Below are 26,989 nucleotides of genomic sequence, written 5' to 3'. Positions count from 1 at the left end.
GACGTCGTATCACTGACGGAGGTTGGTAGTGAACGATCCAGAGGCCGCCATGATGCGGGTGCTTTACGACGAGCACGCCGCAGCGTTGTGGCGCTATGCCCTGCGGCTGACGGGCGACCAGGCGCGTGCGGAAGACGTGGTGCAGGAGACGTTGCTGCGTGCCTGGCGCCATCCCGAGGTGACCGACGAGGTGGAGCGGTCGGCCCGGGCGTGGCTGTTCACGGTCGCGCGAAACCTCATCATCGACGAGCGCCGCAGCGCTCGATACCGCAACGAGGCCGGCACGCCGGACATGGAACAGGTCGCCGATCGCGCCGGACCCGACGAAGTCGACTCTGCGCTCGACCGCCTCCTGTTGAGCACGGCCTTGAGCCAGCTGTCCGAGGAGCATCGGGCGGTGATCCGCCGGGCCTATTACCAGGGCTGGACCACGGCGCAGATCGCCAACGATCTGCAGATTGCGGAGGGCACCGTGAAATCCCGGCTTCATTACGCGGTCCGGGCGTTGCGGCTCAACCTGCAGGAAATGGGGGTGACACGATGAAAGAATTCGGTTTTCCCCTAGGCGGTGATTTGTTGGACGGCGATCGCTACTTGACTTGGGACGCTGCCTACGTGCTCGGATCGCTGTCAAGCGCTGAACGCCGGGAATACGAAGCCCATCTGGAAACCTGTGGTCGCTGCCGGTCCGCGGTGGCCGAACTCAGCGGAGTGCCCGCGCTGCTCGCCAAACTCGACCTTGAGACCGTCCGGTCCCTAGACGACGAGGACCGTGAGGACACGCCGCCTCTGCGGCCCGAGCTGCTCGATTCGGTCCTGGACAAGGTCCGGTGGCGCCGGCGCCGCTCACGGCTGCTGACCTCGGCAGCGGTCGCGCTGGCCGCGGCGCTGCTGGCCGTCGGACTGGTCATCGGGATTCGTCCCGAGATCGTGGGTCTGCAGACGAACACTGCGGACAACACCGCGCAGGGCATGGAAATGACCCATGTGAGCCCGACGCCGATCAACGCCAGCATCACGATGACCGGGTACGGCTGGGGCACCCGCATCGACATGGCTTGCTCCTACGGCGACTGGGGCGAGAGTGGCAACACGCCTGCCCAGTCGCTGGGAATGGTGGTCGTCGGCCGCGACGGCAGCCACACACAGGTCGCCACCTGGTTGGGGTTGTCCGGCGCGACCGCGTTACCCAGCGGCAATACCCCGATGCAGAAGGACGAAATCGCTGCGGTGCAACTGGTTTCATCCGACAACGGACAGGTGCTGCTCGAAAAACATCTGTGATTTCGCCGATCCAGTGAACTCGATCGCGACGCGCGTCGTGTAACTGGTGGGGTCGGGAGAAGCGGGTGAGATATGGCCAGCAGGCATCGGGTCGTCGATCACATCGTCGAGTACCTCGCCGCCTCCGGCGTCGAATTCATCTTCGGCGTCGACGGCGCCAATATCGAGGATGTCTACGACGCGGCGTTCTTCCGCGACGAGATCACCGCGGTGCTGGCCAAACACGAGTTCTCCGCCGCGACAATGGCCGACGGCTACAGCCGGTCGGGTGCCGGGCTCGGCGTGGTGGCCGCGACGTCCGGGGGCGGGTGCCTGAACACGGTGCCGGGCCTGGGTGAGGCATACGCCAGCCGGGTGCCCGTGCTCGCGTTGATCGGCCAGCCGCCGACCACCCTCGATGGCCTCGGCGCATTCCAGGACACCAGCGGACGCAATGGCGCGCTGGACGCATACGCGCTGTTCTCCGCGGTGTCGGTGTTCTGTCGCCGGGTGACGACCCCCGAGGAGATCCGGACTGCGCTGCCCGCGGCGATGGAAGCCGCGCAAACGGGCGGACCCGCAGTCCTCCTGCTGCCCAAGGACATTCAGCAGGCAGAACTGGGAGTCAACGGCGGCGTCGGCAGATTCGAACAGGTGTCGACCCAGCTGGGCGACCCGCATATAATCGCATCTGCGCTTCGCCTCGCCGTCGGCCCGATCACGATCATCGCAGGCGAGCAGGTCGCCCGGGACGACGCGCGCGCCGAACTCGAACAACTCCGGGCGATGCTGCGAGCCCGGGTGGCCACCGTGCCCGACGCGAAAGACGTCGCGGGCACCCCGGGGATGGGTTCCTCGTCGGCACTGGGTGTTACCGGGGTGATGGGGCATCCCGGCGTCGCGGCGGCAATCGCCGACAGCGCGCTGTGCCTTTTGGTCGGCACCCGCATGACGGTGACCTCACGCGCCGGCCTGGACGACGCCCTGGCGTCGGTGCCGGTGTTCTCGATCGGTTCCGCGCCACCGTATGTGGGCAGCATCCACGTACCCACGGCCGATCTGCGCGGCTCGCTGTCGTTGTTGACGAGCATGCTGTCCCGCCACGGCCGGCCCGCCGGCAAACCTGTGCCGGAGACGATGCCGCACAGCGAACTACGAACGCCGCCGCACGCCGGCCCGGGGGTCCGCTACCGCGATGCGATGCGGGTGCTCGACGGCATGCTTGCCGACGGTACCGACATCGTCGTGGATGCGGGCAACATCGGCGCATCCGCCATCCACTATCTGCCGGTGCGCCGAGGGGGCCGGTTCGTCGTGGCCCTCGGGATGGGCGGCATGGGCTACAGCTTCGGCGCCGGTATCGGCATCGCGTTTGCCGCGAGGAGCGAGCAGTCTCGCCGCCGGATCATCGTCATCGCCGGCGACGGTTCATTCTTCATGCACGGCATGGAGATACACACCGCACTGCAGTACCGGCTACCCGTGACTTTCCTGCTGTTCGACAACCATGCCCATGCGATGTGCGTGACCCGCGAGCAGGTGTTTTACCAGGACCGCTACAGCTACAACCGATTCGGGCCCAGCCGCCTGGGCAGTGGCCTCGCGGCGATGTTTCCCGGGCTGCCGTCGATGGATGTCGACGAGCTCGTAGAACTGCCCGCGGCGCTCGAGTCGGCGCTGGGCATCGACGGCCCGTCAGTGATCAGCGTCGAGTGCTCGGCCGACGAAATACCGCCCTTCGCAAACTTGCTCGGCAGTGCCGCTCGCGCCGCCGGCGATAGATCACCCATTGTCAAGGAGGACTCCGATGTCCCTGCCCGCGCTCGATGACATAACCACCCACCGGGGTACCGCCGAACCGATCGAGGACGTGGTCCGGATCGAGACCGCGCCCCGGGAAAAGGCCACCCCGATCATCATGGAGATGATGCGGTCGGTATATCCGCACGACCAGGTTTTCGGCGAATACTGCACGGTCCACAGCTTCATCGATTGTCCACCCGACGAGTTGTTCGAGTACCTGACCGATACGCGAAGCCTCGAGGAGTGGACATACAGCCTGAGGGGGTTCACCCCGACCGACGAACCCGGACTATGGCTCGCATATGACCGGCTGGGCTCGGAGACAAAAATATTCACCCGCACGGTCGCCAACAGAGAGGCGATGTCGGTCGACTACCACTGCGCATGGGACCAGGGCAAGCATCTCTGGATGATCTACCTGATGCGGGTCGTCGACGCCCAGGTGGTCTTCGACAAACCGGGGTCGGTGGTGCTGTGGACCAACTGTCATCACCCCTTCTACGAACACAATCCCTACCCCGAGACCGCGCCGCCCGAACGGCCGGTGTGGGTCGGAGACTTCTGGGACATGTTCGCCGCCGGCCATCTGCTGGAGCTCAAGAACCTCAAGGCGATCGCCGAATACCGGTACCACAACGGACTTTCCGTGACACCTGCCTGGATGAGGTGAGCACGCATGAGCGAACGGAACCCGGTCAGCCTCATCGATGTCTCGACGTATCTTCCGGGCGAGCCGATCGGCGCCGAATATTACGCGCAATTCGCCGAATCGGCTGATCTGCGCGAGAACCTGATGTTTCGGGCACCCAGATTCCGCCACCACGTGGCCGAGGACGAGACCGCCATCGACATGGTGGAGCGCGCCACGACGGGCCTGGTCGAGCGGCACGGCCACGACACCGTGGCTGACGTCGACGTACTGATCACGCACACCCAGATGCCGGATATGCCGTTTTACGGCGGCGGTGGCGGAGTGGCACATCGACTCGGCATGAAGCCGAATTGGGTGCTGGATCTGCACAACGGTGGGTGTGCCGCGTTTGTGCTGGCGCTGAAAGTAGCCCGCCAGCTGCTCGCCGCCGAAGAGGGGAAGACCGCACTCATCGCGGTCGCGCAGAACGCGGGTGGTCAGATCTTCGACCAGCCCGGCGTGCGGCGTAAGGCCCAGGCGTCGGTGCCGGGGGACGGCGCGGCCGTGGGGCTGGTGACCCTGTCGGATCAGTCGCCGATCCTGGACGTCGAGTGCCGCACCTACGGTGAGTTCGCCGGCGACATGACGATAGCCGTCGACCCGCCGCGCAAGTGGTGGCAGCCTGGCCCGGGGGAGGGCTACATCGGCTTCACCGAGAGCAAGATCACCAAGGTGCTGGCGAGGGGCAACCGGCAGGTGCCCGAAGTGTCGTACGCGGTGTGTGACCGAATCGGCATGCAGACCAAGGACCTCGACCTCCTGGTCACCAACCAACCCAATCGAGTGTTCCTGCGCAACTGGCGCGAAGCGTTGGAACTACCGCGGGAGCGCCATGTCGACACGTTCGACGACTGCGGCAACCTGTTCGCCGCAGGTATCCCGATCAACCTCGACCGTGCGATCACCGACGGCCGGCTGAAGAAGGACGATGTGGTGATGATGGCGGCGTTCGCGCACGCCGGCGACTTCGCCGGTGCCGCCGCGGTCAGGTGGGGCGGGCGGGGATGATGACCACATCGAGGAGCGACGTCGCCGAAGCGGTGGACGCGCTGCCCACCGCCGTGGACCCGATGGCATTGTCGCTCAACGAGAATCCGTTCCCGCCACTGCCCGCCGTGCGGTCGGCGCTCATCCCCGCGATCGATGCCGTCAACCGCTACCCGGAGTTCCTTCCCGAGCGGCTGCGGGCGTTGATCGCCGCGCACATCGGCGTCGACGACGAGCAGGTGGTGATCGGGTCCGGCGCCACCGGTGTGATCCTTCAGGTGCTGCAGGCGGTCACCAGCCCCGGTGAGACGATCGTGCTGACGTCGCCGACGTTCGACGGGTATCCGATCCTCGCGCACATGAGTCGGCTGAGATGTGCAACCGTCGCGCTCGATGTGCACGGCCATCACGATCTCGACGCGATGGCCGACGCGACTGCACACGCGCGGGTGGTGGTCGTCTGCCGGCCGCACAACCCGACTGGCACGATCGAACCCGTCGACGACATCGAGCGCTTCCTGAACCGGGTCCCAGTGGACACCGTGGTGCTACTCGACGAGGCCTACGTCGAGTTCCTGCCGCCGGTCGATCGGATCGACGCGGCCGCACTGGTCGCCCGGCACCCCAATGTTGTGGTGGTGCGGACCTTCTCGAAGGCCTACGGGTTGGCGGGCCTCCGGATCGGTTATGGATTCTGTGCCCCGGATCTGGCCCGTCGGTTGTGGAACATGCAGTCGCCCTTCGGCGTCGGCATCACGGGTCTGGTGGCGGTCGCCGCCTCCTATCACGCCGAAAGTGAGCTTCGGCAACGTATTCGAATGATCGGGGCGGAGAGGCGCTACCTGCGGACGCGGTTGCGGTCGTTGGGGGTGTACAGCCACGACGGACACGCCAACTTCGTCTACCTCCCGCCGGGCGGCCGCCCGTGGCGCGAGGTGTTCGACGGCACCGGGTTGAAGGTGCGCAATTACGCCGACGGCGGCGTGCGGATCTCTGTCGGCAGCCGCCAGTCCACCCGCACGGTGCTGGCGGCAGTCGCCGCCACGGCCGCGAGCTGACGGCGTCAGTACTCGACCCGGAAGCCGCCGATGAGCCGGATCGTGTTGCCGTCGGGATCGACCAGCGTCGACAGCCGGACGCCCTTGTTCGCATCGTCGATGCCACCCGGCTCGAGACCCCGCTGCCTCAACTCGCCGATGTGACGCGCGAGGTCGTCAACGGCGAAGTTCAGCAGGCCCGAGCCGGCCCGCTGCTCGTCGGTGAACACTTGAACCCAGCCGCCGGGCACGACCTGCCATTCGACGAGCGTCGGCATGGGGTTGTTGTCGGCCGGGCGGCCGAAGAGCTTCTCGTAGAAGCCATTGCCGGTCTCCAGATCGGAGACCGGCACCACGGCCAGCAGATGTTCGATCGACATGAATGACGTTTCCTTTCCTTGGCACTTTGTGCTCATCAGACTGACTTGTCCACCGCAGCGAACTCATCGGCGGTGGTTCGCCGTCCCGGCACCCGTGGGTGCGGTATGAAGAGGCGTGCCCTCGCAACCGCCACGGCCGGACAAACGCGATCCGATCGCATCCGCGCGCGCCAACTGGGAGCGCTCGGGCTGGGGTGAGGTCGCCGACGGGATGGTCGCGGTGACCTCGGTGATGCGGGCGCATCAGATCCTGCTCGCCCGCGTCGAATCCGCGTTGAGGCCCTACGACCTGAGCTTCTCGCGTTATGAGTTGTTGCGGCTGCTGGCGTTCAGCCGCACCGGCGCGCTGCCGATCACAAAAGCGAGCGACCGGCTGCAGGTACACGTCACCAGCGTCACCCACGCCATCCGTCGATTGGAGTCGGACGGGCTGGTCCAGCGCACACCGCATCCGACCGACGGCCGCACCACGCTTGTGCAGATCACCGAATTGGGGCGGTCCACGGTCGAGGACGCGACCGTGACGCTCAACAGCGAAGTGTTCGCGGACATCGGCATATCCAACGACGAGTCGCGTGCGCTCGCGGAGTCCATCGAGACGCTGCGCCGCCACGCGGGCGACTTCTGACCCAGATTCGCCGAAACGGCATTCCTGGTCACTAGATCGGGCCGTCAGCAGCCCTGCCTTCAGTCTCGGCGAGCTGCGAGGGTAGCGGGATGGTGGCGGTGACCGCCGTCCCCGAGCCGGGCCGCGACCGGATGTTCAGCCGGCCGCCGACGATCTCGGCACGTTCGGCCATCGACAGCAGGCCGTAGCCACCCATCTCGTCGCTGCCCAGCGGACGCTCGAGAGTGTCGAAACCGACTCCGTCGTCGACGATCTCGAGCCGTGCCGTATCCCCGGCGTCGCCCGCCTCCACTGCGAAGGTCAGCCGGGCGCGCTCGGCCTTGGCGTGCTTGACGACATTCTGTAAGCACTCCTGGGCGATGCGGTAGAGCGCGATCTCGATGTGGTCGGGCACCCGGGTGTCGGCGAGGTCGACGTCCATCTCGATCTGCGGGATCGAGCGGGCCAGGCTGGCAAGTCCGCCGGCCAGTCCGAGGTCGTCGAGCACGGGCGGTCGCAGCCCGCTGATCGCGGCGCGCGCCTCCGCCAACGCCAGGTCGACCAATTCGCGGGCCTTCCCGAGCTGCTCGGCGGCGGCACCCGGGTCATCCGGCACGGCCCGGCTCGCCGCGTCCAGCCAGTAGGACAGCGTGATCAACCGCTGCGAGATGCCGTCGTGAATGTCGCCGGCCAGCCGGCGTCGCTCGATCTCCTGCGCCTCGATCACCTGCTCGACGAAGTTCTCGTGCGCACGCTCGCGAGCCACCAGCTGACGGTGTAACCGGGCCTGGTGCAACGCGCCCGCGATGAGCCGCCCGATGACCAGCAACAGCTCGACATCGCGGTCGGTGAATTCGCGTCGCTCGACGGTGTGCACGTTCAGCACGCCGACCAGCCCGCCGGGATCGGTCTCCATCGGAACCGAGACCATCGAGGTGAAGTCCGAGCCGCGCAGCGACTGGAACGGCATGTAACGGGGATCGGACTCTTTGTCGTGGCGGATGACCACCGGTTCGCGGTGGCTGGCCACCCATCCGGAGATGCCCTGGCCCAGCGGCAGCCGGATCTTGCCGACCTCGGCGTCGAACGGCGGTGTCGCACCGGCCAGCGTCAGCGACCGGTCGGTGTCGTCGAGCACGTGGACGAAGCACACATCGCTGGCGGTGGCGGCGGTGATCATCCGGGCCGCCGCCGCGGCCAGGGGTTCGACACCGGGTCCGCTCGACGCGGCCTGGATCAGCTCGCGAAGCAGAGCGAGCTCGCGATCGGCGTCGACGAGATCGCGAACGGCGTTGGCGCCACCCTTGGCCGGGCGTCGTCCTGTCTTCACCGGTAGATGCCTTCCCGCAGGGCGGTCGCGACGGCGCCGGTGCGATCACTGACCCCGAGCTTGCGGTAGATCGAACTCAAATGGCTCTTGACGGTTTCATCGCCGATCACCAGCTTGCCGGCGATCGCCCGGTTGGACAGGCCGTTGACTACGTACGAGAGGATTTCGCTCTCGCGCTGCGTCAGACCCTGTCGGGCACCGGGCCAGAACTCGTCGCGCTGCAGGCGGGCCGCCGTGTCCACCGCCCTGGCCGCCATGCCGGGATCGATTGCGGTCTCCCCGCCCTGCACGAATTCGAGTTGACGCACCAGCTCGTCGCTGCTGATGCTCTTCAGCAGGTATCCGGACGCGCCGACCCGGAGCGCCTGAAAGAGGTACTGCTCGTCGTCGTAGACGGACAACATGACGATCTTGCGGTGCCCGTCCCGCTCCCGCAGTTCCTGGCACAGGTCGAGCCCGCTGGACCCCTGCATGCGCACATCGCACAGCACGATGTCGGGATCGAGGTCGTCGACGACACTGAGCGCCCGGTCAGCGCCGACGGCCTGGCCGACAACGGTCACCCGGTCGCCGAACGCGGCGAGCATCGCCTTGAGGCCCTCGATCACCATTTCGTGGTCGTCGACGAGGACAAGGCGCACCGGAGGGCCGCTCCCGGACGTCATGGCACCACCTTAGGACCGGCGTTTCGCGAGGTAGATGAACTTGACCTGGACAATCCCCCAATTGGGGGAGGACCGATGGCTGTGATGTGCGCCACTCTATCGGGGTGCGGACAACACAGGAGAGTACTTGGCGGGCCGGGCGGTTCTGGTGGGACGCCACCACTGCGATGAACTCCCATGTCTACCCACTGCGCGCGGTGATCTTCGACCTCGACGCGCTGGCCGACATCGAATGCGAGGGACACCGGGTGGCGTTCAACGCGGCCTTCGCCGCGCACGGCCTTGATGTCCAGTGGTCCGTCAGCCGCTACCGCAAGCTCCTGGCGCTCAGCGACGAGCGCCAGCGGGTATCGGCCGAGTTGCGCAAGCGCGGTATCGCCACGGAATGCGATGTGCTGACCGAACTGCTGGCCGACGAGATCTACGCGACCAAGACCATGATGTTCGACGAACTGATCAGCGATGCCGACCTGGCGCCCCGGCCGGGTCTGGTCGATCTGGTCTTGGACGCCTTCGCCGCCGGTGTCTGGGTCGGCGTGGTGACGAACGGTCCGCGCCGCTGGACCGAGCCGGTGATCCGGCACCTCGTCGGCGACGGACTGGTGGAAACGGTCGTCACCGCCGACGATGTGAAGATGCCCATGCCGGATCGCGAGGCCCACCAGAACGTGTTGTGGGAGCTGGGAATACCGGCCGAGAATGCACTTGCCATCTCCGGTTCGGCGTCGGGTCTGCGGGCGGCGACCACCACCGGCTTGCCGACCATCGTCATCACGGGCGACGGCGCCCCGACCATCCCCGCTGCGGTGGCGGTGCGATCCGGTTACGACGGCAATGAACCGTTGCGCATCACCGATTGCCAACGTATGCACGGCCATTGGTGGGCCGCCCGCCAGAGGTCAGCCGCGTAGCAACTCGATGACGGCGCTGAAGTCCTTGTCGGCGTGGTCGGCGGCGAATTTCGCGTAGATCTCGGCGGCATGGCTGCCCAGTGGCGCCGCTGAACCGGTCGAGCTCACCGCTGCCATCGCCAGCCCGAGGTCCTTGTTCATCAATGCGGTGGCGAAGCCGGGCTTGAAGTCGTTGTTGGCCGGCGATGTCGGAACCGGTCCGGGTACCGGGCAATTCGTGTGAACCGCCCAGCAGTTGCCGGTCGCGCCGGTGATCACATCGAACAGCGACTGCGCAGGCAGGCCCAGCTTGTCGGCCAGGACGAAAGCCTCACCGACCGCGATCTGCTGGACGGCCAGCACCATGTTGTTGCACAGCTTCGCGGCCTGCCCTGTGCCTGACGCACCACAGTGGATGACCTTGCCCGCCAGAGGTTCCAGTATCGGCCGCGCCCGCTCGACGGCTTCCTCCTCACCGCCCACCATGAAGGCCAGAGTGCCCGCCGTGGCTCCCTTGACACCACCGGAAACGGGTGCGTCCAATTGGGCGCAACCCCGTTCCCCGGCCTGGGCATGGATTGTGCGGGCATCGTCGACCGAGATGGTCGATGTGTCGATGAACAATGCGCCCGGCTTGGCCGCGCCGAGCACCTCGGCGTAACAGGCCTTCACGATCTCGCCGTTGGGTAGCGAGGTGAACACCACCTCGGCGTCGGCGACCGCGCCGGCGCCGGTGTCGAAAACGGTTGCGCCCTTGTCCGAGGCGGCCGACTTGAGCGGGGGCACCGGGTCGAAGGCGTGGACAGTATGGCCTGTGGCGACGAGGTTGGCCGCCATCGGGCCGCCCATATTTCCCAATCCCAAGAACGCAATCGTCGCCATCTGACAAGCCTCCCGGTCAAGATGCGCGAGCCCGGGCGGCCTCGGCCCGACCGATGACCACACGCATGATTTCGTTGGTTCCCTCGAGGATTCGGTGCACCCGCAGATCGCGGACTATCTTCTCCAGCCCGTACTCACGAAGATAGCCGTAGCCGCCGTGGAGTTGCAGCGCTTTGTCGGCAACGTCGAAACACGCATCGGTGACATAGCGTTTCGCCATCGCGCACAGTTCCACCTTGTCGGGGTGGTTGTCGTCGAGTGCGCGCGCCGCGCGCCACAGCAGGGTTCGCGATGATTCCAGCGCGGTCGCCATGTCGGCGAGCGTGAAGCGGACGGTCGGCTCGTCGAGAAGCGGGCCGCCGAACGCCTGCCGAGCGGCGAGATAGCTCCTGGCCTTGTCATGCGCGGCCTGGGCACCGCCGATCGAGCACGCGGCGATGTTGATGCGGCCGCCGTTGAGACCGTTCATGGCGATGGCGAAGCCGGTGCCCTCGCCGTCGGCGCCGCCGAGCATCGCGTCGGCGGGCACCCGCACCCCCTCGAAAATCACCTGCGCGGTGGGCTGGGCATTCCAACCCATCTTCGACTCGTCGGCACCAAAACTGAGTCCGGGCGTGTCTTTCTCGACGATGAAGGCCGAGATGCCGCGGGGTCCGTCGCTTCCGGTGCGGGCCATCACCACGTACATGTCGGAGGTGCCGGCCCCGGAGATGAACTGCTTGACGCCGTCGATGACGTAGTCGACACCGTCGCGGACCGCCTTGGTGCGCAGCGCGCCGGCGTCGGACCCGGCGCCGGGCTCGGTCAGGCAGTAGCTGGCGATGGACTCCATGGACGCCAGTCTCGGCACCCACGACTTGCGTTGCTCGTGGGTTCCGAACGTGTCCACCATCCACGCACACATGTTGTGGATGGACAGGAACGCCGCGATCGTCGGATCCGCCGTCGCCAGCTGTTCGAAGATGCGCACCGCGTCCAGCCTGTGCAGCCCGCTGCCGCCGACATCGTCGCGACAGTAGATGGCCGCCATGCCCAGTTCGGCCGCCTCGCGCAGCACGTCCGTGGGGAAGTGATGCTTCTCGTCCCACTCCAACGCGTATGGCGCGAGCCGTTTTTCGGCGAACGCGGCCGCCGTCTCGGCGATCACGCGGGCGTCGTCGTCCAGCCCGAAGTAGTCCATCGCAGTGCTCGTCCGGGGTCCGGAGCCTAATTCATCGTCGGGATGACGAACTCGGCGCCATCCTTGATGCCGGAGGGCCACCGTTGGGTCACCGTCTTCACCTTGGTGTAGAAGATGACCGACGAGGGGCCGTGCTGGTTGAGGTCGCCGAAGCCCGACCGCTTCCAGCCGCCGAAGGTGTGGTAGGCCACCGGTACCGGGATCGGCACGTTGACACCGACCATGCCGACCTGCACCCGGGAGACGAAATCGCGGGCCGTGTCACCGTCTCGGGTGAAAACTGCCACGCCGTTGCCGTATTCGTGTTCTGTCGGCAACCGCAGCGCCTCTTCGTAGTCGTGGGCGCGGACGATGCACAGCACAGGTCCGAAGATCTCGTCGGTGTAGATCGACATGTCGGTGGTCACGTGGTCGAACAGTGTCGGGCCGATGAAGAAACCGCCCTCGAGGTTCGCGTCGCCGAACTGAAGATCGTCGCTGGCGCGGTCGCGGCCGTCGACCACCACCTCGGCGCCGGCCTCCACGCCCTGGTTGATGTAGTCGCGGACGCGCTTGAGCGCCGCCTCGGTGACCAACGGTCCGTACGTCGCCTTCGGGTCGAGGCTGTGGCCCACCCGAAGTTCGTTGATCTTCTCGACGAGCCTGGCGCGCAAGCGTTCCGCCGTCTGTTCGCCGACCGGCACCGCGACGCTGATCGCCATGCAGCGTTCACCGGCGCTGCCGTAGCCGGCACCGATCAGCGCGTCGACGGCCTGGTCGAGGTCGGCATCGGGCATCACGATCATGTGGTTCTTGGCGCCGCCGAAGCACTGCGCCCGCTTGCCGTTCGCTGCGGCGGTGGAGTAAATGTACTGCGCGATGTCGGAGCTGCCGACGAAGCCCACGGCCTGGATCACCGGATGCTCGAGGATCGCGTCCACCGCCTCCTTGTCGCCGTGCACCACCTGGAACACGCCCGGAGGCAGTCCCGCCTCGAGGAACAGCTCGGCCAGTCGCACCGGCACCGATGGGTCGCGCTCGCTGGGCTTGAGGATGAATGCGTTGCCGCAGGCCAGCGCGGGCCCCGCCTTCCACAGGGGGATCATGGCCGGGAAGTTGAAGGGCGTGATGCCGGCGACCACGCCGAGCGGTTGGCGCAGCGAATAGACGTCGATCCCGGTGCCCGCCCCCTCGGTGTACTCACCCTTGAGCAGGTGCGGGATGCCGATGGCGAACTCGATCACCTCCATGCCGCGCTGAATGTCGCCGAGCGAATCGGCGTGGGTCTTACCGTGCTCGAGGGACAGCAGTTCGGCCAGTTCGTCGGCGTTCTGGTTGACCAGATCGACGAAGCGCATCATCACCCGGGCCCGTCGCTGCGGATTGAACGCCGCCCACTCTCTTTGCGCCTTCGCCGCGCCGGCGACCGCCGCGTCGACATCGGCCGCCGACGCCATCGGCACGGTCGCCTGTACCTTTCCGGTGTTCGGGTTCATGACGTCGGCGGTGCGCTTGGACTGCCCGGCAGTGCGCTGACCGTCGATGAAATGGGAGATATGTGTGGTCATGAGAATGCCCTTCAATGCGGATACTTGGATATCCTAGTAATTGCCCAAGGTCTTCGCAAGGCCCGTCGAAACTGCGGGCAGATCAATAATTTGTCGAAAAACGCGCTCTCTGCGCAGGCTCGACCCTGTCGCTACGCGCGGCGGCGCAGTTCGTCGACGAACGCGCGGGTCTCGTCCCACGTCGGTAGCAGGCCGGCGGCCTCGACCTCGGCCAGTGACGGCGCCTCGCGGTCGCGGTCGGACAGGATCGGCTCGCCGTCCATGGCGGGCCAGCTGATGCCGAGCGCCGGATCGAGCACGTTGATGGTGTGCTCGCGTCCCGGGTTGTAGCTCGTCGAGCACAGGTACATGACCGTCGAGTCGTCCTCGAGCGTCAGGAAGGCGTGGCCGAGGCCCTCGGAGATGTAGATCGACCGTCGTTCGCGGTCGTCGAGCATCACCGAATCCCAGCGTCCGAAAGTCGGTGAGCCGACGCGGATGTCGACGACGATGTCCAGCACCCTGCCGTGCAGACAGGTGACGTATTTGGCCTGGCTCGGCGGCAGCTGCGCGAAGTGCAGGCCGCGCAGTACACCCGCGGCCGACACCGAGCAGTTGGCCTGACGCAGCTCGAACGTGTGCCCGGCGAAGTCGGTGAACGCGGCATCGGTGAACCATTCGAAGAACGTGCCGCGGGAATCGGCGTGCAATTGCGGGGTGATCTCCCAGGCGCCGGGCACCAGGAGTTCGCGGGCATTCACTGGCCACGCCCCGCGTAGGTGGCCTCGACGGCGTCTTTGAGCGGACGCCACCATGATTCGTTGTCGCGGTACCAGTCGATGGTGGCGCGCAGCCCGTCCTCGAAATCGGTGTGCTTCGGCGCCCATCCGAGTTCCTCGTACAGCACCGAAGGGTCGATCGCGTACCGCAGGTCGTGACCGACGCGATCGGTGACATGGTCGAAGTCGTCGGCGCCGTGGCCCATCAGCCGCAAGATCGTCCTCATCACCGACAGGTTGTCCCGTTCGCCTTCGGCGCCGATCAGGTAGGTGCGGCCGATCTGGCCGTCGTTGAGGATGCGCCAGACGGCGCTGTTGTGGTCTTCGACATGGATCCAGTCGCGCACATTGGCGCCGCGGCCGTAGAGCTTGGGGCGCCGTCCGGTCAGCACGTTGGTGATCTGGCGAGGAATGAACTTCTCCACATGCTGATACGGCCCGTAGTTGTTGGAGCAGTTCGAGATTGTCGCCCGCACCCCGTAGGACCGCACCCACGCCCGCACCAGCATGTCCGAGGCGGCCTTCGTCGACGAGTACGGGCTCGACGGGTTGTACGGCGTCGCCTCGGTGAAGCGTTGCGGGTCGTCGAGCGGCAGATCGCCGTACACCTCATCGGTGGACACGTGATGGAGCCGGACCCCGTGCGCGCGCACCGCTTCCAGAATGGTGAAGGTGCCGACCACGTTGGTGTGCAGGAACGGCTCGGGTGCGGCGAGGGCGTTGTCGACGTGGGTCTCCGCGGCGAAGTGCGCGACGGCGTCGGCCTCGGCGACGAGTCGGCCGACCAGGTCGGCGTCGGTGATATCGCCTTCGATGAGTCGGATGTCGTTCTCCACCGGCGCCAGCGACTCTCGGCTGCCCGCGTAGGTGAGTGCGTCGAGCACGGTGACCGAGTCGACCGCCTGTTCGCGCACCGCAGTGTGCACGAAGTTGGCGCCGATGAACCCTGCCCCTCCAGTGACCAGCAACCGCATGGTCAAACCCTAGCGGCGCGTCAGTGCGCCAGTCCCAGCGGTCCGGACAACTCCTCGAGCGTCGACAGCAACTCGTCACCGCCGCCGAGCACCTGGATCGCGACGTGGTCGGCCCCGGCCGTCACATGCTCGTTGAGCCGTTCGGCGATCTCGTCGGGGGTGCCGTAGGCGACCACCGAGTCGATCAGCCGGTTGCTGCCGGGTCTGGCCACGTCGGCGTCGGTGAAGCCCAGCCGCTTCCAGTTGTTCACGTAGTTCGACAGCCCGAGGTAGTAGTCGACCGTCTTGCGGCCGATCTCGCGTGCCCTCTCCGGGTCGGTCGTCAGCACAACCTTGTGTTCGGGTGCCAAATAGACTGTCGGACCGAGTATTTCGCGAGCCTGGTCAGTATGGGTCGGTGTCGTGAGGTACGGGTGCGCACCGGCGCTGCGTTGCGCCGAGAGCTTGAGCACCTTCGGTCCCAGCGCCGCAAGAACCCGACGGCTGGTCGGCACGCACTCGGTGTCGAGCACCTCGAGGTATTCGACCAGTGCGTCATAGGGCTTGCGATAGGTGCCGGTGTGCTCGGGATGCCCGACCCCGACGCCGAGCAGAAACCGGCCCGGGTAGGCGTCCTCGATGCGGTGATACGACTTGGCGACTTCCTTGGCGTCGGCCGACCAGATGTTGACGATCCCCGTGGCGACCTGCAGCGTCTCGGTCTGTTGCAGGATCGGCTCGACGAACGCGAGGTCCGCCGCTGGTGATGCGCCGATCCACACGGCGCCGTAGCCGAGTCTTTCGATCTCAACGGCCTGCTCGGGTGCGACCGGTCCGCCCGTCCAGACGCCGAAACGGCCGAGTGCGGGCTTGAGCGAAGCAGCGTCGGTCATACCAATCCTTTGAAAGTCGGGGTTACTGGAGGCCGAGCGGTCCGGCCAGTTCGGCGAGTGCTGGCACCAGCTTGTCAGGTCCCGTGAGCACTTGCACGGCCACGTGGTCCGCGCCGGCCTCGAGATGTTGCCGCAGCCGCGCCGCGATGGCGTCGGTGCTGCCGTAGGCGACGACGGCATCGACCAGTCGGTCGCTGCCCGGCTTCGCAACCTCTTGGTCGGTGAAGCCGAGCCGCTTCCAGCTGTTGAGATAGTTCTGCAGGTTGAGGTAGATCTCCAGGGCCTTGCGGCCGACGGTGCGGGCCTGCTCCGCTGCATCTTCTGAGGTGGTCAGCACGACCTTGTGTTCGGGCGCAAGGAATGCGTCCGGACCCATCACCGCACGGGCTTCGGAGGTGTGCTCCGGCGTCGTCAGGTACGGATGTGCGCCGGCGCTGCGGCGCGCGGACAGCTTGAGTACCTGCGGTCCGAGGGCGGCGACGACGCGACGGTTCTTGGGCACGCCGTACTCGTCGAGCTTGTCGAGGTACTCGTTGAGCGCATCGATGGGCTTGCGGTACTGCTGATGTGCCTCGGGGTGCCCGACGCCGATGCCGAGCAGGAAGCGGCCGGGGTAGGCGTTGTCGATGCGGTGGAAGGATTCCGAAACCGGCCCGGCTTCCGCGGTCCAGATGTTCACGATGCCGGTGGCCACCTGCAGCGTGGTGGTCTTCTCCAGGATGGGCTCGACCCAGTCCAACTCCGCGGGCGGCGATCCGCCGACCCAGACGGCGCCATAACCCAGCGCCTCGATGTCCTTCGCCTGTTCCGGGGTGACCCCGCGGCCGAACGATCCGAATTTTCCGAGGTTGGGCTTCTGAGCGGCATCAGTCATGTGATCTGCAACTCGCTGCGCGGCACCGGCTATTCCGTTGAGGCGGCGAGCTCCGTCGGCGTTGCGGCCTCCGGCGCGGGTGCCTCCAGCGGCAGAAGGATGATGAACCGGGTGTTCCCGGGCGCAGACTCCACGCGGATGTCACCGTGATGCTTCTCGACGATGATCCGGCGGGCGAGGTCCAAACCGAGCCCGGTCCCTTCGCCGAAGGCCTTGGTGGTGAAGAACGGGGTGAATATGCGGTCCATGATGTCGGCGGGAATGCCGGGGCCGTCGTCACCGATTTCGACTCGGATCATGTTCTCGTTTTCGCGCGCGGTGCGTAGCGTCAGCGTGCCATGGCCATCCATGGCCTGGATGGCGTTGTGGATGATGTTGCTCCACACTTCGTTCAAATCGCCGGGATAACAAGCGATCTGGGGCAGCGATTTGTCCACGTCCTTGACCAGCTTGATGGGCTTGTCGTTGCCGATCCTGTCGCCGAACAGCGTCTTGATCGTGCTCCACAGCAACTCGTGGACGTCAGACTGTTGGTAGGGCGCACGGTCCATCTGCGAGTACTGCTTGGCGCCGGCCAGCAACGCCGAGATCCTCTTGCTGGCGTCGGCGATCTCGTTCATTCGCAGCTCGGTGTCGATGGTGTACTTCAGCCACCCGATGGCGCTCTGCAACGTCGCCGAGCAGTCGACGTCGTCGATGGAGGCCTGGACGCGCTCCAGCCAGTCGATATCGAGGCCGGCCTCCACGAAGGTCGGTGCGAAGTCCCAGGCGCCGGCGATGCCGTGATCGTCGAGCCAATCGCCGATCTGGTCCTCGCGGTCGGACGACTCCAGTGCGGTGAGCTCCTGCGCCTTGGACTTGGCCACCTGTTCGGCCACCTCATCCTGGATGCTCACCAGAACCCGCAGCGCCTCAGGCGTGAACTTGCCGTAGGCCAGCATCGCCAGCTTGTGCCGCATCTTTCCGACACCTTCGCGCAGGTCGGCGACGGCGCGCGCGGTGGCTGCCGCCGGGTTGTTGAGCTGATGGGTGAGGCCGGCGGTGATCGTGCCGAGCGCCAGCAGCTTTTCGCGCTGCCCGATGACTTGGCTCTGCCGACGGCCACCGACCATGTGCCCCTCGAGCAGGTGTACGGCCATCGGGAATTGCGTCTTCATGAAGGTGGCGAACGCCTCGGCGTCCAGGACGAAGAAGCGTGACGGCTTGGTCACCCGTACCGATGCCGAGTACACGTGTTCCTCACCGGGCACGTAGGCCGACCACGCACCGCAGTACACGCCGCGCTGGGAGGTTTGGCTGGTGACGATGTCCACGCCACCCGAGCGCTTGGACATCACCAACTCCCCGTCGAGCATGACGTAGAAGCACGTCGCAGGGTCGCCCTCGATGCAGACGGGGCCCGGCTCGAACACGGCGATGTGGCCGTGGTCGCACAGTGTCTGCAGTTGTGCGTCGCTCAATTTCTCGAACAGGAACAGCGTCCGTAATTCGTCAGGCACACATGTCTCGCCCATCACTTCGCTCTTTCTACGTCTCGGCCAGGTACCGGTGCACCAACATCACGGCCATCGACCCTTCGCCGACGGCGGCCGCCACACGCTTGGCGGATTCGGAACGCACGTCCCCTGCAACAAACACACCGGGCACACTTGTTTCCAGATGGTGCGGCGGGCGGTCCAGCGTCCAGCCGCTGACGTCCTTCAGGTCCGGACCGGACAGGATGAAACCGTGGTCGTCCTTGGCGACGACGTCCAGCCAGTCGGTGCGCGGCTCCGCGCCGATGAAGCAGCAGAGCCGGTCGGCGGGCACCGTGTCCTTTTCTCCGGATTGCTTGTTGAACAGCACCAGGCCGGTGAGATGGTCGTCCTCGCCGACGGTATCGACGACTTCGGTGCACGTCCGGATGGTGATGTTGTCGTTCTTCTCGATCTGCTGGATCAGGTAGTAGGACATCGACGCTTCCAGCGAAGGACCGCGTACCAGCAGCGTCACCGATTTCGCCGAGCGAGACATGAACATCGCCGCCTGGCCGGCCGAGTTCGCGCCACCCACGATGAAGACGTCCTCGCCCTGGCACTCCGACGCGTCCGAGACCGAGGCGCCGTAGTAGACGCCGCGGCCGATGTAGTTGCACGCGTTGTCCGCGGGGTCGTCCCAGCAGCCGGGAACGTCGCGCAGTTGGCGATAGGACACGCCGGTCGCCAGAATCACCGCCTGGGCTCCGATGGTGCTGCCGTCCTCGAATTCGATGGTGCGTGCGCTGCCGCTGTCCCCGGCGTGCAGTCGGACCGCTTTGCGGGTGGTGATGACCTCGGCACCGAATCGTTCGGCCTGCCTACGTGCCGACGTGGTCAGCTCGGCGCCCGAGACTCCGGTGGGGAAGCCCAGGTAGTTCTCGATCTTGGAGCTGCGGCCCGCTTGGCCACCGGTCGTGGTCTCCTCGATCAGCACGGTCTTCAGGCCCTCGGAGGCGCCGTACACCGCCGCCGCGAGGCCGGCGGGTCCGCCACCGATGACGGCGAGCTCGTACATCTCCAGCGACGGGCTCGTGGACAGGCCCAGCATCGCGGCCAGCTCGGCGTTGGTGGGCTCGACCAGCGTCTCGCCCTGCTCGGTGATCACCACCGGCAGCTGGTAGCCGTCGAGGCCCGCCGCATCCAGCAGCTGCTTTCCCTTGCTCTCGTCGGCCATGAACGACCGGAACGAGTGCTGGTTGCGGGCCAGGAACTGCCGGACCTCCCACGATCGTTCGTTCCATCGGTGTCCGATGACCTTGGTGTGTGGAATCGCCCGGTCGCCGGTGGCGTGCCAGGACTCGAGAAGTCCGTCGATCACCGGATAGAGCTTCTCTTCCGGCGGGTCCCACGGCTTGAGCAGGTAATGGTCCAGGTCGACGACGTTGATGGCATCGATCGCCGCGTGGGTGTCGGCGTACGCCGTGAGCAGCACGCGGCGGGCCAGCGGGTAGATGTCCATCGCTTCTTCGAGGAACTCGATACCGCTCATCTGCGGCATTCGGTAGTCGGCGACGAACACTGCAACGGTGTCGCCGCGCAGCTTGAGCTCGTTGAGGGTCTCCAGGGCGTCCGTTCCGGATTCGGCACGAACGATTCGGTATCGCTCGCCGTAGTGGCGGCGAAGATCGCGGGCGACGGCCCGGGACACGGCCGGGTCGTCGTCGACGGTCAGGATCACGGGTTTACGGGGCTGGGAGGCGGGTCCAGTCATCGGTTACAAGTATGCGCCCGTCGTCCAGCGGATATGTCGGCCAGCCAGCACCGACCCGGGCCGTCAGGCCCCGAAGGCACGGTGCGGGCCGCGAGTTTGCCTGTGGCCTGCACAGTTGGGCGGCACGATACGGTGAATCACCACGGGTGCGGCGGTCCCGGGTCCTCCGGTCGGAGTGGCGCGATCTCTGCGGTGGGCGGGATGATTTTGGCATCGCTGAGCTGGCGGTTCCGCGATTTTGGGGCGGACGGCCGAACGGGTAGTATGGACCAACGGTGCGGCATCCGCGCCGACTCTTGCGTGCTCCGTGTCCGTGGAATTGCTGGAATTTCTGGCTACAGGCTCACGTTTTGTAGTCGGACGAAAGCTGCGCTCAGCAGGCGCCAACGATATACAGGGACACGGAGGATCTCCGAAAAATAATGGCCAAGAAAGACGGTGCCATCGAGGTTGAGGGTCGCGTGGTCGAACCCCTGCCCAATGCGATGTTCCGCATTGAGCTGGAGAACGGTCACAAGGTCCTTGCCCACATCAGCGGCAAGATGCGGCAGCACTACATCCGCATCCTGCCCGAGGACCGCGTCGTGGTGGAGTTGTCTCCCTACGACCTGTCCCGGGGCCGCATTGTTTACCGGTACAAGTGACGAGCGCTCGCGCGAGTCGGTAGCAACACAGAAGACCAACGAGACAAGAACAGGATCGACGAGCCGTGAAGGTGAACCCGAGCGTCAAGCCCATTTGCGACAAGTGCAGGGTGATCCGTCGGCATGGGCGGGTCATGGTGATCTGCTCGGATCCGCGCCACAAGCAGCGACAGGGTTAGACAGGGGCTGAGCACCACAAGCCCGAGCGCTTGCGCGACGAGCAGAAGCGCGAGCCACAACTCAATGACGAAATCCCAGCACCACTGAGCGGATCGGCCGCTCACCACGTCCGGCACGGAGGCCGGACCCCGCAATCGATGAGGGAACGGGCTGGGACCAGACCTCCGCATAGAAGAAGGAACACTGCCTGATGGCACGTCTAGTGGGCGTAGACCTCCCGCGCGACAAGCGCATGGAGATCGCCCTTACCTATATCTACGGCATCGGCCGTACCCGCTCCCAGGAAATCCTGGACGCCACCGGCATCGACCGGGACCTGCGCACCAAGGACCTGAGCGACGATCAGGTCACCCAGTTGCGTGACTACATCGAAGGCAACCTCAAGGTGGAGGGTGACCTGCGCCGTGAGGTGCAGGCCGATATCCGCCGCAAGATCGAGATCGGCTGCTACCAGGGCCTGCGGCACCGCCGTGGCCTGCCGGTGCGCGGCCAGCGGACCAAGACCAATGCGCGCACCCGCAAGGGCCCGAAGCGCACCATCGCCGGCAAGAAGAAGGCCAGGTAACCCCGGATGGCACAAGCAAAGAAGGGTGGCGCTGCTCCCAAGAAGGGACAGAAGACCCGTCGCAGGGAAAAGAAGAATGTCCCGCACGGCGCCGCACACATCAAGAGCACGTTCAACAACACGATCGTGTCCATCACCGACCCCCAGGGCAATGTCATCGCCTGGGCGTCGTCGGGCCACGTCGGCTTCAAGGGCTCGCGTAAGTCGACCCCATTCGCCGCGCAGCTGGCCGCCGAGAACGCCGCCCGCAAGGCGCAGGAGCACGGCGTCAAGAAGGTCGATGTGTTCGTGAAGGGCCCGGGCTCGGGCCGCGAAACCGCCATCCGTTCGCTGCAGGCCGCCGGCCTCGAGGTCGGTGCGATTGCCGACGTCACGCCGCAGCCGCACAACGGCTGCCGTCCGCCCAAGCGGCGCCGGGTCTAACGGGAACAGAAGGGGAGACTTAGATGGCACGTTATACCGGACCCGCGACCCGCAAGTCGCGGCGCCTGGGCGTCGACCTCGTCGGCGGCGACCAGTCGTTCGAGAAGCGTCCCTACCCGCCCGGCCAGCACGGCCGCGCGCGCGTCAAGGACAGCGAATACCGTCAGCAGCTGCAGGAGAAGCAGAAGGCCCGCTTCACCTATGGCGTGATGGAGAAGCAGTTCCGCCGCTACTACGAAGAGGCCAACCGGTTACCCGGCAAGACCGGTGACAACCTGCTGCGCATCCTGGAGAGCCGGCTGGACAACGTCGTTTACCGCTCCGGTCTGGCCCGCACGCGCCGGATGGCGCGCCAACTGGTCAGCCACGGCCACTTCACCGTCAATGGCGTGAAGGTGGACATCCCCAGCTACCGGGTGTCGCAGTACGACATCATCGACATCAAGGACAAGTCGCTGAACACGCTGCCGTTCGAGGTGGCGCGTGAGACCGCAGGCGACCGTCCGATCCCGGCGTGGTTGCAGGTTGTCGGCGAGCGTCAGCGCATCCTCGTGCACCAGCTACCGGAGCGCGCGCAGATCGACATCCCGCTCACCGAGCAGCTGATCGTCGAGCTCTACTCGAAGTAAGACTTCTCATCCGCCCGGATGGCGGTTGAGTACACGGCATCAAATAGTGGGTGTCGTGAAGGAGGAAAGAAAACATGCTGATTTCTCAGCGACCGACCCTGTCTGAAGAGGTCAAGGCCGAAAACCGCTCCCAGTTCGTCATCGAGCCGCTGGAGCCCGGATTCGGTTACACCCTTGGCAATTCGCTGCGGCGCACGCTGCTGTCGTCGATTCCCGGCGCAGCCGTCACCAGCATTCGCATCGACGGTGTGCTGCACGAGTTCACCACCGTGCCCGGAGTCAAGGAAGACGTCACCGACATCATCCTGAACCTCAAGGGGCTGGTCGTGTCCTCGGAGGAGGACGAGCCGGTCACCATGTACCTGCGCAAGCAGGGTCCAGGTGAGGTCACCGCGGGTGACATCGTTCCGCCTGCCGGCGTGACGGTGCACAACCCCGAGATGCACATCGCCACACTCAACGACAAAGGCAAGCTCGAGGTGGAGCTGGTCGTCGAGCGCGGCCGCGGCTACGTCCCCGCCGTGCAGAACAAGGCGTCGGGCGCCGAGATCGGCCGCATCCCTGTCGATTCCATCTACTCGCCGGTGCTGAAGGTCACCTACAAAGTGGAGGCCACCCGCGTCGAGCAGCGCACCGACTTCGACAAGCTGATCCTCGACGTCGAGACCAAGAGCTCGATCACCGCTCGGGACGCGCTCGCGTCGGCGGGCAAGACCCTGGTCGAGTTGTTCGGTCTGGCAAGGGAACTCAACATCGAGGCGGAGGGCATCGAAATCGGGCCGTCGCCGGCCGAGGCTGACCACATTGCCTCGTTCGCGCTGCCGATCGACGACCTGGACCTCACGGTGCGGTCCTACAACTGCCTCAAGCGCGAAGGTGTGCACACGGTCGGCGAGCTCGTCGCCCGCACGGAGTCCGATCTGCTGGACATCCGCAACTTCGGCCAGAAGTCGATCGACGAGGTGAAGATCAAGCTGCATCAGCTCGGTCTGTCGCTGAAGGACAGCCCGGCCACGTTCGATCCGTCCGAGGTTGCCGGTTACGACGTCGCCACCGGCACCTGGAACAGCGACGCCGGCTACGACCTGGACACCGACCAGGACTACGCCGAAACCGAACAGCTCTAACTCAAGTCACCACCTTTTAAGTAGGAGTTCGCAATGCCCAAGCCCACCAAGGGCCCTCGCCTCGGCGGGTCGTCCTCGCACCAGAAGGCGATCCTGGCCAACCTGGCCACGTCGCTTTTCGAGCACGGCCGAATCAAGACGACCGAGCCCAAGGCGCGGGCATTGCGGCCTTACGCCGAGAAGCTCATCACCCACGCCAAGAAGGGCACGCTGCACAACCGGCGTGAGGTGATGAAGAAGATCCGCGACAAGGACGTGGTGCACACGCTGTTCGCAGAGATCGGCCCCTTCTTCTCCGACCGTGCCGGCGGCTACACCCGCATCATCAAGGTCGAGAACCGCAAGGGCGACAACGCCCCGATGGCGGTCATCGAACTGGTGCGAGAAAAGACGGTGACGTCGGAAGCCAACCGTGCCCGCCGTGCCGGGTCGCCGAAGACGGCCGAACAGCCGGTGGCGGCAGCGGCCGCGCCGCAGGCAGCCGTCGAGCCGGAGGCCTCTGTCGGTCCCACCGCCGACGAGGCGTCGGCCGCCGGCGAGGCCTCGGCCGCCGACGAGGCCTCGGCCGAGGAGCAGACGGCCGAGGAGCAGACAGCGGAAGTCGAGTCGGTCGAAGAGGTCAAGGCCGAGGACGCCGCGATCGAAGAGGCCCAGACCGCGGAGGCCGAAGAAGAGGTCGAGGAGAAGGCCGATTCGGATGAGGCCGACGACGCCAAGTCCTAGTGACATGAACGACGGACCCGCCACTGACACCGGTGGCGGGTTTGTTCGTCTTCGGCTCGATATCGCCTACGACGGAACTGGCTTCGCCGGCTGGGCGGCGCAGACCGGGCAGCGCACCGTCGCGGGAGTGCTCGGCGACGCATTGTCAACGGTATTCCGCACGTCGATACAGCTGCGGGCGGCGGGACGCACCGACACCGGCGTGCACGCGACAGGGCAGGTGGGCCATGCCGATGTGCCCACCGATGCCCTGGGCCACGCGTTTCCCCGCACCACCCACGCCGGCGACAGCGAGTTTCTGCCGTTGGTACGGCGGCTGGCGCGGTTCCTACCCGAGGACGTGCGGGTTCTCGATATCAGCCGCGCCGCAGCGGGTTTCGATGCGCGGTTCTCGGCGCTGCGCCGGCACTACGTGTACCGGTTGTCCACCGCACCGTACGGGGTGCAACCTCGGGAGAGCCGATTCGTGACCGCGTGGCCCCGTCCGCTGGACGTCGACGCGATGGCCGCGGCGTCGCGGACCCTGGTGGGACTGCACGACTTCGCCGCGTTCTGCCGTCACCGCGAAGGCGCCACGACGATCCGCGACCTGCAGCGGCTGGACTGGTCGCGCGACGGCGATCAGATCACCGCCTATGTCACCGCCGACGCGTTCTGCTGGTCGATGGTGCGGTCACTGGTCGGTGCGCTGCTGGCCGTCGGTGAGCGGCGCCGCGAACCCGACTGGTGCGCAAGGCTGTTGACGTCCACGCGACGCTCCAGTGATTTCGCCGCCGCACCGGCGCGCGGGCTCACGCTCGTCGCAGTGGATTACCCGCCCGACGATCAACTCGCGTCGCGCAACATGGTGACCCGCGACCTGCGCCGCCTCGACTAGGAAGTGTGTTTGTGCCGATTTTCGGTGCCCGTGCCCGGACTGCCGCTCTTGGGTGGATTCGCTCGGCCGGCGCGTGTTCCCACGTGGTCCGGATGCGACTTCCTGAAAGTAGTCTTCGTGCTCGATGTGCTCCCCGGTTTGGTCACGGTTGGCCGATTCACTTGAGCGACGGTGGCGTTATTGGTGCCAGACGCTTTCGTTGCGGGCGTGTTCGGGTGCGACGAGCTGCCGCGTTGCGTGCCCGTAGGGGCGGTCGCCGCTGTGTCGTCGTCCTGTCCGGCCGTGTTCCCATCGTCGGCTGACTTGGTGGGTACAACCGGTGCCGGTTCGCCCGCGACAGAGCGTGGCTTCCAACGCCCTCGATGACCGGGATCGCTTCGATGCTTCGACCTCGGTAGCCCAACCGAGTTGGACGTAGAGGTACTCGCGGGCGTATCACTTGCAGCCTTCTTGACGGCCGCGACCGCGTTTTCCCTGAGGTCGCTCCCGACTCCAAGCAAAGCACCGACTGACTCCCGCAGGGATTGAAGATCACCATCGACGTCATCCAACGTAATCTTCACGACGGCTGTCTCACTGTCGATGAAGTTCTCGAGCGCGGTGTCGATCGTGTCCGGATTGAGCGAAGCGGCATCGATGAGGAGTTCGTCGATGTTGAAGGCCGTCGCTCCAACGATCATGGCGGGTTCAGCGATCATGATGTCTATCGCCAATTGCGCGGCATGAGCCACCACGTCTGCGATGCCGGGTAGCTCGACGGTCGCCACCGCAGTGCTGCGGGCTGATGGCCGGGCGTTGTCAGAATCCGGCCTCGATGCCTGCGACGGCGTCATCGCCGCGGTGGCAGAGCGACCGGCGGCTATGCGTGCAACTGGAGACGGTGCGTGCTTCGCAGGACCGGATGGTGTTGCGGCGGCTGACTTCGCCGATTCGAACTTGCGCGTTACCTCGGCAAGTGCGTGTACCGGCATCGCGGTGTGTGCGACATGCCGTGTGGTGACGGGTGGTGCCGACACGGCAAGTTGGATCTGTTGAATATGCACTGGCGAATGCGCCGTATCGGGTCGCGTCCGTAGCGATGCCATCGGTGTGGCCATGATGGTGCCGACTGGCAAAGCCAACATGCCAGCTATCAAGCACGAACGGACCGGGATATGCATGGTTCTCCCTGAGCAAGAAGGAAACGGTGCAGTAATTACTTCACAGTGCGGTCGGCCGGAGGAAGAAGCAATGTTGTGAAAGCTGTCACATAGCCATGGCTTTCAGGATTACGCGTCAATAACGCTGTTGGACAACGCATGTCATGAACACGAACATCGAATTACCAGGCGAACATGCAGCGACGCTCAGGTGGCCATTCATCGTCCTGCTCTCAAATTGTTAACAAGACGGTGCCGGTGGATGTGATCGCCGATTGTTTAGGAATCCGATCGGGTTTGGCTCCGATGCAGGACTCCTCACTCTGCGGAGTCTGGTGGCGCCCTGTGTCCAATTGAACGGTTTGCGGGCGCCAAAGTCGCGAGCATCAACGTAGTGGTGGACGTGCGATGCGCGCGACGCCGATAGCCGAACGGTTGATCGGCCACTTGTGTTGTGGGGCTGTGATCTTGGTTCTAGGCCGACGAACGGTGATCAGACGTAAGGGTCAATGGAGTCATTGGATCACCTGCCGTCACTCGTCGCCGGATCGGCGTGAGTGTGTTCTGTCTGTCAGTTTGTGAAATTTCGTGATCCTCATCATGGCGGATAGCGTTGCGGCTCAGTGCCGTTCATAGGGCTGTCACCAACGGGACATGTCAATATCCGGATCTACTGGTCGCGAGTCTCTTAGTCTTCCGCAGCCCCGCACTCTG

At 65.7% G+C, this 26,989-nt stretch carries 29 protein-coding genes; 16 read left to right on the top strand and 13 right to left on the bottom strand.

The genetic code is table 11. The annotated features are described in order from the left end of the window. Nucleotides 1–28 precede the first annotated feature (28 nt). From ACVWWN_RS35165 to ACVWWN_RS35140, 6 genes are all read left to right on the top strand, one after another. A complete protein-coding gene (locus tag ACVWWN_RS35165) occupies nucleotides 29–544 on the top strand; it encodes a sigma-70 family RNA polymerase sigma factor (protein WP_457147969.1) in 516 nt (171 codons plus the stop codon). Continuing rightward, nucleotides 541–1,284, top strand: coding sequence for an anti-sigma factor family protein (locus tag ACVWWN_RS35160; protein WP_457147968.1), 744 nt, complete (start codon nucleotides 541–543; stop codon nucleotides 1,282–1,284). Before ACVWWN_RS35165 ends, ACVWWN_RS35160 begins: the two co-directional genes overlap by 4 nt. Nucleotides 1,285–1,356: 72 nt before the next feature. Next, complete coding sequence (locus tag ACVWWN_RS35155; protein WP_457147967.1) at nucleotides 1,357–3,093, top strand: thiamine pyrophosphate-binding protein; 1,737 nt, start codon at nucleotides 1,357–1,359, stop codon at nucleotides 3,091–3,093. Continuing rightward, nucleotides 3,071–3,736, top strand: a complete 666-nt coding sequence (locus tag ACVWWN_RS35150) for an SRPBCC family protein (protein ID WP_457147966.1) — start codon at nucleotides 3,071–3,073, stop codon at nucleotides 3,734–3,736. The genes ACVWWN_RS35155 and ACVWWN_RS35150 overlap by 23 nt, the downstream gene beginning before the upstream one ends. 6 nt (nucleotides 3,737–3,742) lie before the next feature. Continuing rightward, nucleotides 3,743–4,765, top strand: a complete 1,023-nt coding sequence (locus ACVWWN_RS35145; protein ID WP_457147965.1) for a 3-oxoacyl-ACP synthase III family protein — start codon at nucleotides 3,743–3,745, stop codon at nucleotides 4,763–4,765. After that, nucleotides 4,765–5,802 (top strand): pyridoxal phosphate-dependent aminotransferase, encoded by a 1,038-nt coding sequence (locus ACVWWN_RS35140; protein ID WP_457147964.1) that lies wholly within the window; start codon nucleotides 4,765–4,767, stop codon nucleotides 5,800–5,802. Before ACVWWN_RS35145 ends, ACVWWN_RS35140 begins: the two co-directional genes overlap by 1 nt. Before the next feature lie 5 nt (nucleotides 5,803–5,807). Here the strand turns inward: ACVWWN_RS35140 and ACVWWN_RS35135 are convergent, their stop codons facing one another. Then, nucleotides 5,808–6,161: a VOC family protein gene (locus ACVWWN_RS35135; protein ID WP_457147963.1), complete on the bottom strand. Its 354-nt coding sequence runs from the start codon at nucleotides 6,159–6,161 to the stop codon at nucleotides 5,808–5,810. A 115-nt stretch (nucleotides 6,162–6,276) separates the two neighbouring features. Here ACVWWN_RS35135 and ACVWWN_RS35130 point away from each other — a divergent pair, with 115 nt between their 5' ends. Beyond that, nucleotides 6,277–6,789, top strand: a complete 513-nt coding sequence (locus ACVWWN_RS35130) for a MarR family winged helix-turn-helix transcriptional regulator (RefSeq protein WP_457147962.1) — start codon at nucleotides 6,277–6,279, stop codon at nucleotides 6,787–6,789. A 31-nt stretch (nucleotides 6,790–6,820) separates the two neighbouring features. On the opposite strand, the gene ACVWWN_RS35125 is transcribed toward ACVWWN_RS35130, so the two are convergent. Together ACVWWN_RS35125 and ACVWWN_RS35120 are read right to left on the bottom strand one after the other, a co-directional pair. Next, nucleotides 6,821–8,098: a GAF domain-containing sensor histidine kinase gene (locus ACVWWN_RS35125; protein WP_457147961.1), complete on the bottom strand. Its 1,278-nt coding sequence runs from the start codon at nucleotides 8,096–8,098 to the stop codon at nucleotides 6,821–6,823. After that, entirely contained in the window at nucleotides 8,095–8,763 is a 669-nt protein-coding gene (locus ACVWWN_RS35120) for a response regulator (protein WP_457147960.1), read from the bottom strand. The genes ACVWWN_RS35125 and ACVWWN_RS35120 overlap by 4 nt, the downstream gene beginning before the upstream one ends. Before the next feature lie 104 nt (nucleotides 8,764–8,867). On the opposite strand from ACVWWN_RS35120, the gene ACVWWN_RS35115 reads away from it, so the two are divergent. After that, complete coding sequence (locus ACVWWN_RS35115; protein ID WP_457147959.1) at nucleotides 8,868–9,674, top strand: HAD hydrolase-like protein; 807 nt, start codon at nucleotides 8,868–8,870, stop codon at nucleotides 9,672–9,674. On the opposite strand, the gene mmsB is transcribed toward ACVWWN_RS35115, so the two are convergent. The 9 genes from mmsB to ACVWWN_RS35070 all read right to left on the bottom strand — a co-directional run bounded on the left by mmsB (nucleotide 9,663) and on the right by ACVWWN_RS35070 (nucleotide 19,968). After that, nucleotides 9,663–10,535 (bottom strand): 3-hydroxyisobutyrate dehydrogenase, encoded by an 873-nt coding sequence (gene mmsB, locus ACVWWN_RS35110; RefSeq protein WP_457147958.1) that lies wholly within the window; start codon nucleotides 10,533–10,535, stop codon nucleotides 9,663–9,665. The genes ACVWWN_RS35115 and mmsB overlap by 12 nt on opposite strands. A 16-nt stretch (nucleotides 10,536–10,551) precedes the next feature. After that, complete coding sequence (locus ACVWWN_RS35105) at nucleotides 10,552–11,715, bottom strand: acyl-CoA dehydrogenase family protein (RefSeq protein ID WP_457147957.1); 1,164 nt, start codon at nucleotides 11,713–11,715, stop codon at nucleotides 10,552–10,554. A gap of 26 nt (nucleotides 11,716–11,741) precedes the next feature. After that, nucleotides 11,742–13,262: a CoA-acylating methylmalonate-semialdehyde dehydrogenase gene (locus ACVWWN_RS35100; protein WP_457147956.1), complete on the bottom strand. Its 1,521-nt coding sequence runs from the start codon at nucleotides 13,260–13,262 to the stop codon at nucleotides 11,742–11,744. A gap of 131 nt (nucleotides 13,263–13,393) precedes the next feature. Beyond that, entirely contained in the window at nucleotides 13,394–14,002 is a 609-nt protein-coding gene (rfbC, locus tag ACVWWN_RS35095; protein ID WP_457147955.1) for a dTDP-4-dehydrorhamnose 3,5-epimerase, read from the bottom strand. Further along, nucleotides 13,999–14,994, bottom strand: coding sequence for a dTDP-glucose 4,6-dehydratase (gene rfbB / locus ACVWWN_RS35090; protein WP_457147954.1), 996 nt, complete (start codon nucleotides 14,992–14,994; stop codon nucleotides 13,999–14,001). The genes rfbC and rfbB overlap by 4 nt, the downstream gene beginning before the upstream one ends. Nucleotides 14,995–15,014: 20 nt before the next feature. Further along, entirely contained in the window at nucleotides 15,015–15,866 is an 852-nt protein-coding gene (locus ACVWWN_RS35085) for an LLM class F420-dependent oxidoreductase (protein ID WP_457147953.1), read from the bottom strand. A gap of 22 nt (nucleotides 15,867–15,888) precedes the next feature. Further along, nucleotides 15,889–16,740 (bottom strand): LLM class F420-dependent oxidoreductase, encoded by an 852-nt coding sequence (locus ACVWWN_RS35080; protein ID WP_457147952.1) that lies wholly within the window; start codon nucleotides 16,738–16,740, stop codon nucleotides 15,889–15,891. A 29-nt stretch (nucleotides 16,741–16,769) separates the two neighbouring features. After that, on the bottom strand, nucleotides 16,770–18,254 hold the full coding sequence (locus ACVWWN_RS35075) for an ATP-binding protein (RefSeq protein WP_457147951.1): 1,485 nt from the start codon (nucleotides 18,252–18,254) through the stop codon (nucleotides 16,770–16,772). 13 nt (nucleotides 18,255–18,267) lie between these two features. Further along, nucleotides 18,268–19,968, bottom strand: a complete 1,701-nt coding sequence (locus ACVWWN_RS35070) for an FAD-dependent oxidoreductase (RefSeq protein WP_457147950.1) — start codon at nucleotides 19,966–19,968, stop codon at nucleotides 18,268–18,270. Nucleotides 19,969–20,390: 422 nt separating this feature from the next. On the opposite strand from ACVWWN_RS35070, the gene infA reads away from it, so the two are divergent. The 8 genes from infA (at nucleotide 20,391) to truA (ending at nucleotide 25,136) form a co-directional block, all read left to right on the top strand. Next, nucleotides 20,391–20,612 (top strand): translation initiation factor IF-1, encoded by a 222-nt coding sequence (gene infA, locus ACVWWN_RS35065; RefSeq protein WP_003418601.1) that lies wholly within the window; start codon nucleotides 20,391–20,393, stop codon nucleotides 20,610–20,612. A 65-nt stretch (nucleotides 20,613–20,677) separates the two neighbouring features. After that, entirely contained in the window at nucleotides 20,678–20,791 is a 114-nt protein-coding gene (rpmJ, locus tag ACVWWN_RS35060) for a 50S ribosomal protein L36 (RefSeq protein WP_003879483.1), read from the top strand. A gap of 191 nt (nucleotides 20,792–20,982) precedes the next feature. Beyond that, nucleotides 20,983–21,357 carry a 30S ribosomal protein S13 gene (gene rpsM, locus ACVWWN_RS35055; RefSeq protein WP_457147949.1) on the top strand — a complete coding sequence of 125 codons (375 nt, stop codon included), beginning with the start codon at nucleotides 20,983–20,985 and terminating at the stop codon, nucleotides 21,355–21,357. A gap of 6 nt (nucleotides 21,358–21,363) precedes the next feature. Further along, entirely contained in the window at nucleotides 21,364–21,780 is a 417-nt protein-coding gene (gene rpsK, locus ACVWWN_RS35050; RefSeq protein WP_457147948.1) for a 30S ribosomal protein S11, read from the top strand. A 23-nt stretch (nucleotides 21,781–21,803) separates the two neighbouring features. Continuing rightward, nucleotides 21,804–22,409, top strand: a complete 606-nt coding sequence (gene rpsD, locus ACVWWN_RS35045; RefSeq protein ID WP_457147947.1) for a 30S ribosomal protein S4 — start codon at nucleotides 21,804–21,806, stop codon at nucleotides 22,407–22,409. A 74-nt stretch (nucleotides 22,410–22,483) separates the two neighbouring features. Further along, nucleotides 22,484–23,536 carry a DNA-directed RNA polymerase subunit alpha gene (locus tag ACVWWN_RS35040; RefSeq protein WP_457147946.1) on the top strand — a complete coding sequence of 351 codons (1,053 nt, stop codon included), beginning with the start codon at nucleotides 22,484–22,486 and terminating at the stop codon, nucleotides 23,534–23,536. Between the two features lie 33 nt (nucleotides 23,537–23,569). Then, nucleotides 23,570–24,259: a 50S ribosomal protein L17 gene (gene rplQ / locus ACVWWN_RS35035; RefSeq protein WP_457147945.1), complete on the top strand. Its 690-nt coding sequence runs from the start codon at nucleotides 23,570–23,572 to the stop codon at nucleotides 24,257–24,259. Nucleotides 24,260–24,263: 4 nt separating this feature from the next. Further along, nucleotides 24,264–25,136, top strand: coding sequence for a tRNA pseudouridine(38-40) synthase TruA (truA, locus tag ACVWWN_RS35030; protein WP_457147944.1), 873 nt, complete (start codon nucleotides 24,264–24,266; stop codon nucleotides 25,134–25,136). Here truA and ACVWWN_RS35025 read toward each other — a convergent pair. Continuing rightward, nucleotides 25,133–26,296 carry a hypothetical protein gene (locus tag ACVWWN_RS35025; RefSeq protein ID WP_457147943.1) on the bottom strand — a complete coding sequence of 388 codons (1,164 nt, stop codon included), beginning with the start codon at nucleotides 26,294–26,296 and terminating at the stop codon, nucleotides 25,133–25,135. The two genes, truA and ACVWWN_RS35025, sit on opposite strands and share 4 nt — an antisense overlap. Nucleotides 26,297–26,989 lie beyond the last annotated feature (693 nt).

The organism is Mycobacterium sp. URHB0021, assembly GCF_054057895.1.
Note: the sequence above shows the minus strand (reverse complement) of the source record. Positions and strands in the feature narration are given on the sequence as shown.

Bases quoted from the DNA above. Each gene is read 5' to 3' on its own strand.
- ACVWWN_RS35160 (WP_457147968.1), top strand. From the start codon at position 541: ATGAAAGAATTCGGTTTTCCCCTAGGCGGTGATTTGTTGGACGGCGAT.
- ACVWWN_RS35155 (WP_457147967.1), top strand. From the start codon at position 1,357: ATGGCCAGCAGGCATCGGGTCGTCGATCACATCGTCGAGTACCTCGCC.
- ACVWWN_RS35150 (WP_457147966.1), top strand. From the start codon at position 3,071: ATGTCCCTGCCCGCGCTCGATGACATAACCACCCACCGGGGTACCGCC.
- ACVWWN_RS35145 (WP_457147965.1), top strand. From the start codon at position 3,743: ATGAGCGAACGGAACCCGGTCAGCCTCATCGATGTCTCGACGTATCTT.
- ACVWWN_RS35140 (WP_457147964.1), top strand. From the start codon at position 4,765: ATGACCACATCGAGGAGCGACGTCGCCGAAGCGGTGGACGCGCTGCCC.
- ACVWWN_RS35135 (WP_457147963.1), bottom strand. From the start codon at position 6,161: ATGTCGATCGAACATCTGCTGGCCGTGGTGCCGGTCTCCGATCTGGAG.
- ACVWWN_RS35120 (WP_457147960.1), bottom strand. From the start codon at position 8,763: ATGACGTCCGGGAGCGGCCCTCCGGTGCGCCTTGTCCTCGTCGACGAC.
- mmsB (WP_457147958.1), bottom strand. From the start codon at position 10,535: ATGGCGACGATTGCGTTCTTGGGATTGGGAAATATGGGCGGCCCGATG.
- ACVWWN_RS35105 (WP_457147957.1), bottom strand. From the start codon at position 11,715: ATGGACTACTTCGGGCTGGACGACGACGCCCGCGTGATCGCCGAGACG.
- ACVWWN_RS35100 (WP_457147956.1), bottom strand. From the start codon at position 13,262: ATGACCACACATATCTCCCATTTCATCGACGGTCAGCGCACTGCCGGG.
- rfbB (WP_457147954.1), bottom strand. From the start codon at position 14,994: ATGCGGTTGCTGGTCACTGGAGGGGCAGGGTTCATCGGCGCCAACTTC.
- ACVWWN_RS35085 (WP_457147953.1), bottom strand. From the start codon at position 15,866: ATGACCGACGCTGCTTCGCTCAAGCCCGCACTCGGCCGTTTCGGCGTC.
- ACVWWN_RS35080 (WP_457147952.1), bottom strand. From the start codon at position 16,740: ATGACTGATGCCGCTCAGAAGCCCAACCTCGGAAAATTCGGATCGTTC.
- ACVWWN_RS35075 (WP_457147951.1), bottom strand. From the start codon at position 18,254: ATGGGCGAGACATGTGTGCCTGACGAATTACGGACGCTGTTCCTGTTC.
- ACVWWN_RS35070 (WP_457147950.1), bottom strand. From the start codon at position 19,968: ATGACTGGACCCGCCTCCCAGCCCCGTAAACCCGTGATCCTGACCGTC.
- infA (WP_003418601.1), top strand. From the start codon at position 20,391: ATGGCCAAGAAAGACGGTGCCATCGAGGTTGAGGGTCGCGTGGTCGAA.
- rpsM (WP_457147949.1), top strand. From the start codon at position 20,983: ATGGCACGTCTAGTGGGCGTAGACCTCCCGCGCGACAAGCGCATGGAG.
- rpsK (WP_457147948.1), top strand. From the start codon at position 21,364: ATGGCACAAGCAAAGAAGGGTGGCGCTGCTCCCAAGAAGGGACAGAAG.
- rpsD (WP_457147947.1), top strand. From the start codon at position 21,804: ATGGCACGTTATACCGGACCCGCGACCCGCAAGTCGCGGCGCCTGGGC.
- ACVWWN_RS35040 (WP_457147946.1), top strand. From the start codon at position 22,484: ATGCTGATTTCTCAGCGACCGACCCTGTCTGAAGAGGTCAAGGCCGAA.
- rplQ (WP_457147945.1), top strand. From the start codon at position 23,570: ATGCCCAAGCCCACCAAGGGCCCTCGCCTCGGCGGGTCGTCCTCGCAC.
- truA (WP_457147944.1), top strand. From the start codon at position 24,264: ATGAACGACGGACCCGCCACTGACACCGGTGGCGGGTTTGTTCGTCTT.
- ACVWWN_RS35025 (WP_457147943.1), bottom strand. From the start codon at position 26,296: ATGCATATCCCGGTCCGTTCGTGCTTGATAGCTGGCATGTTGGCTTTG.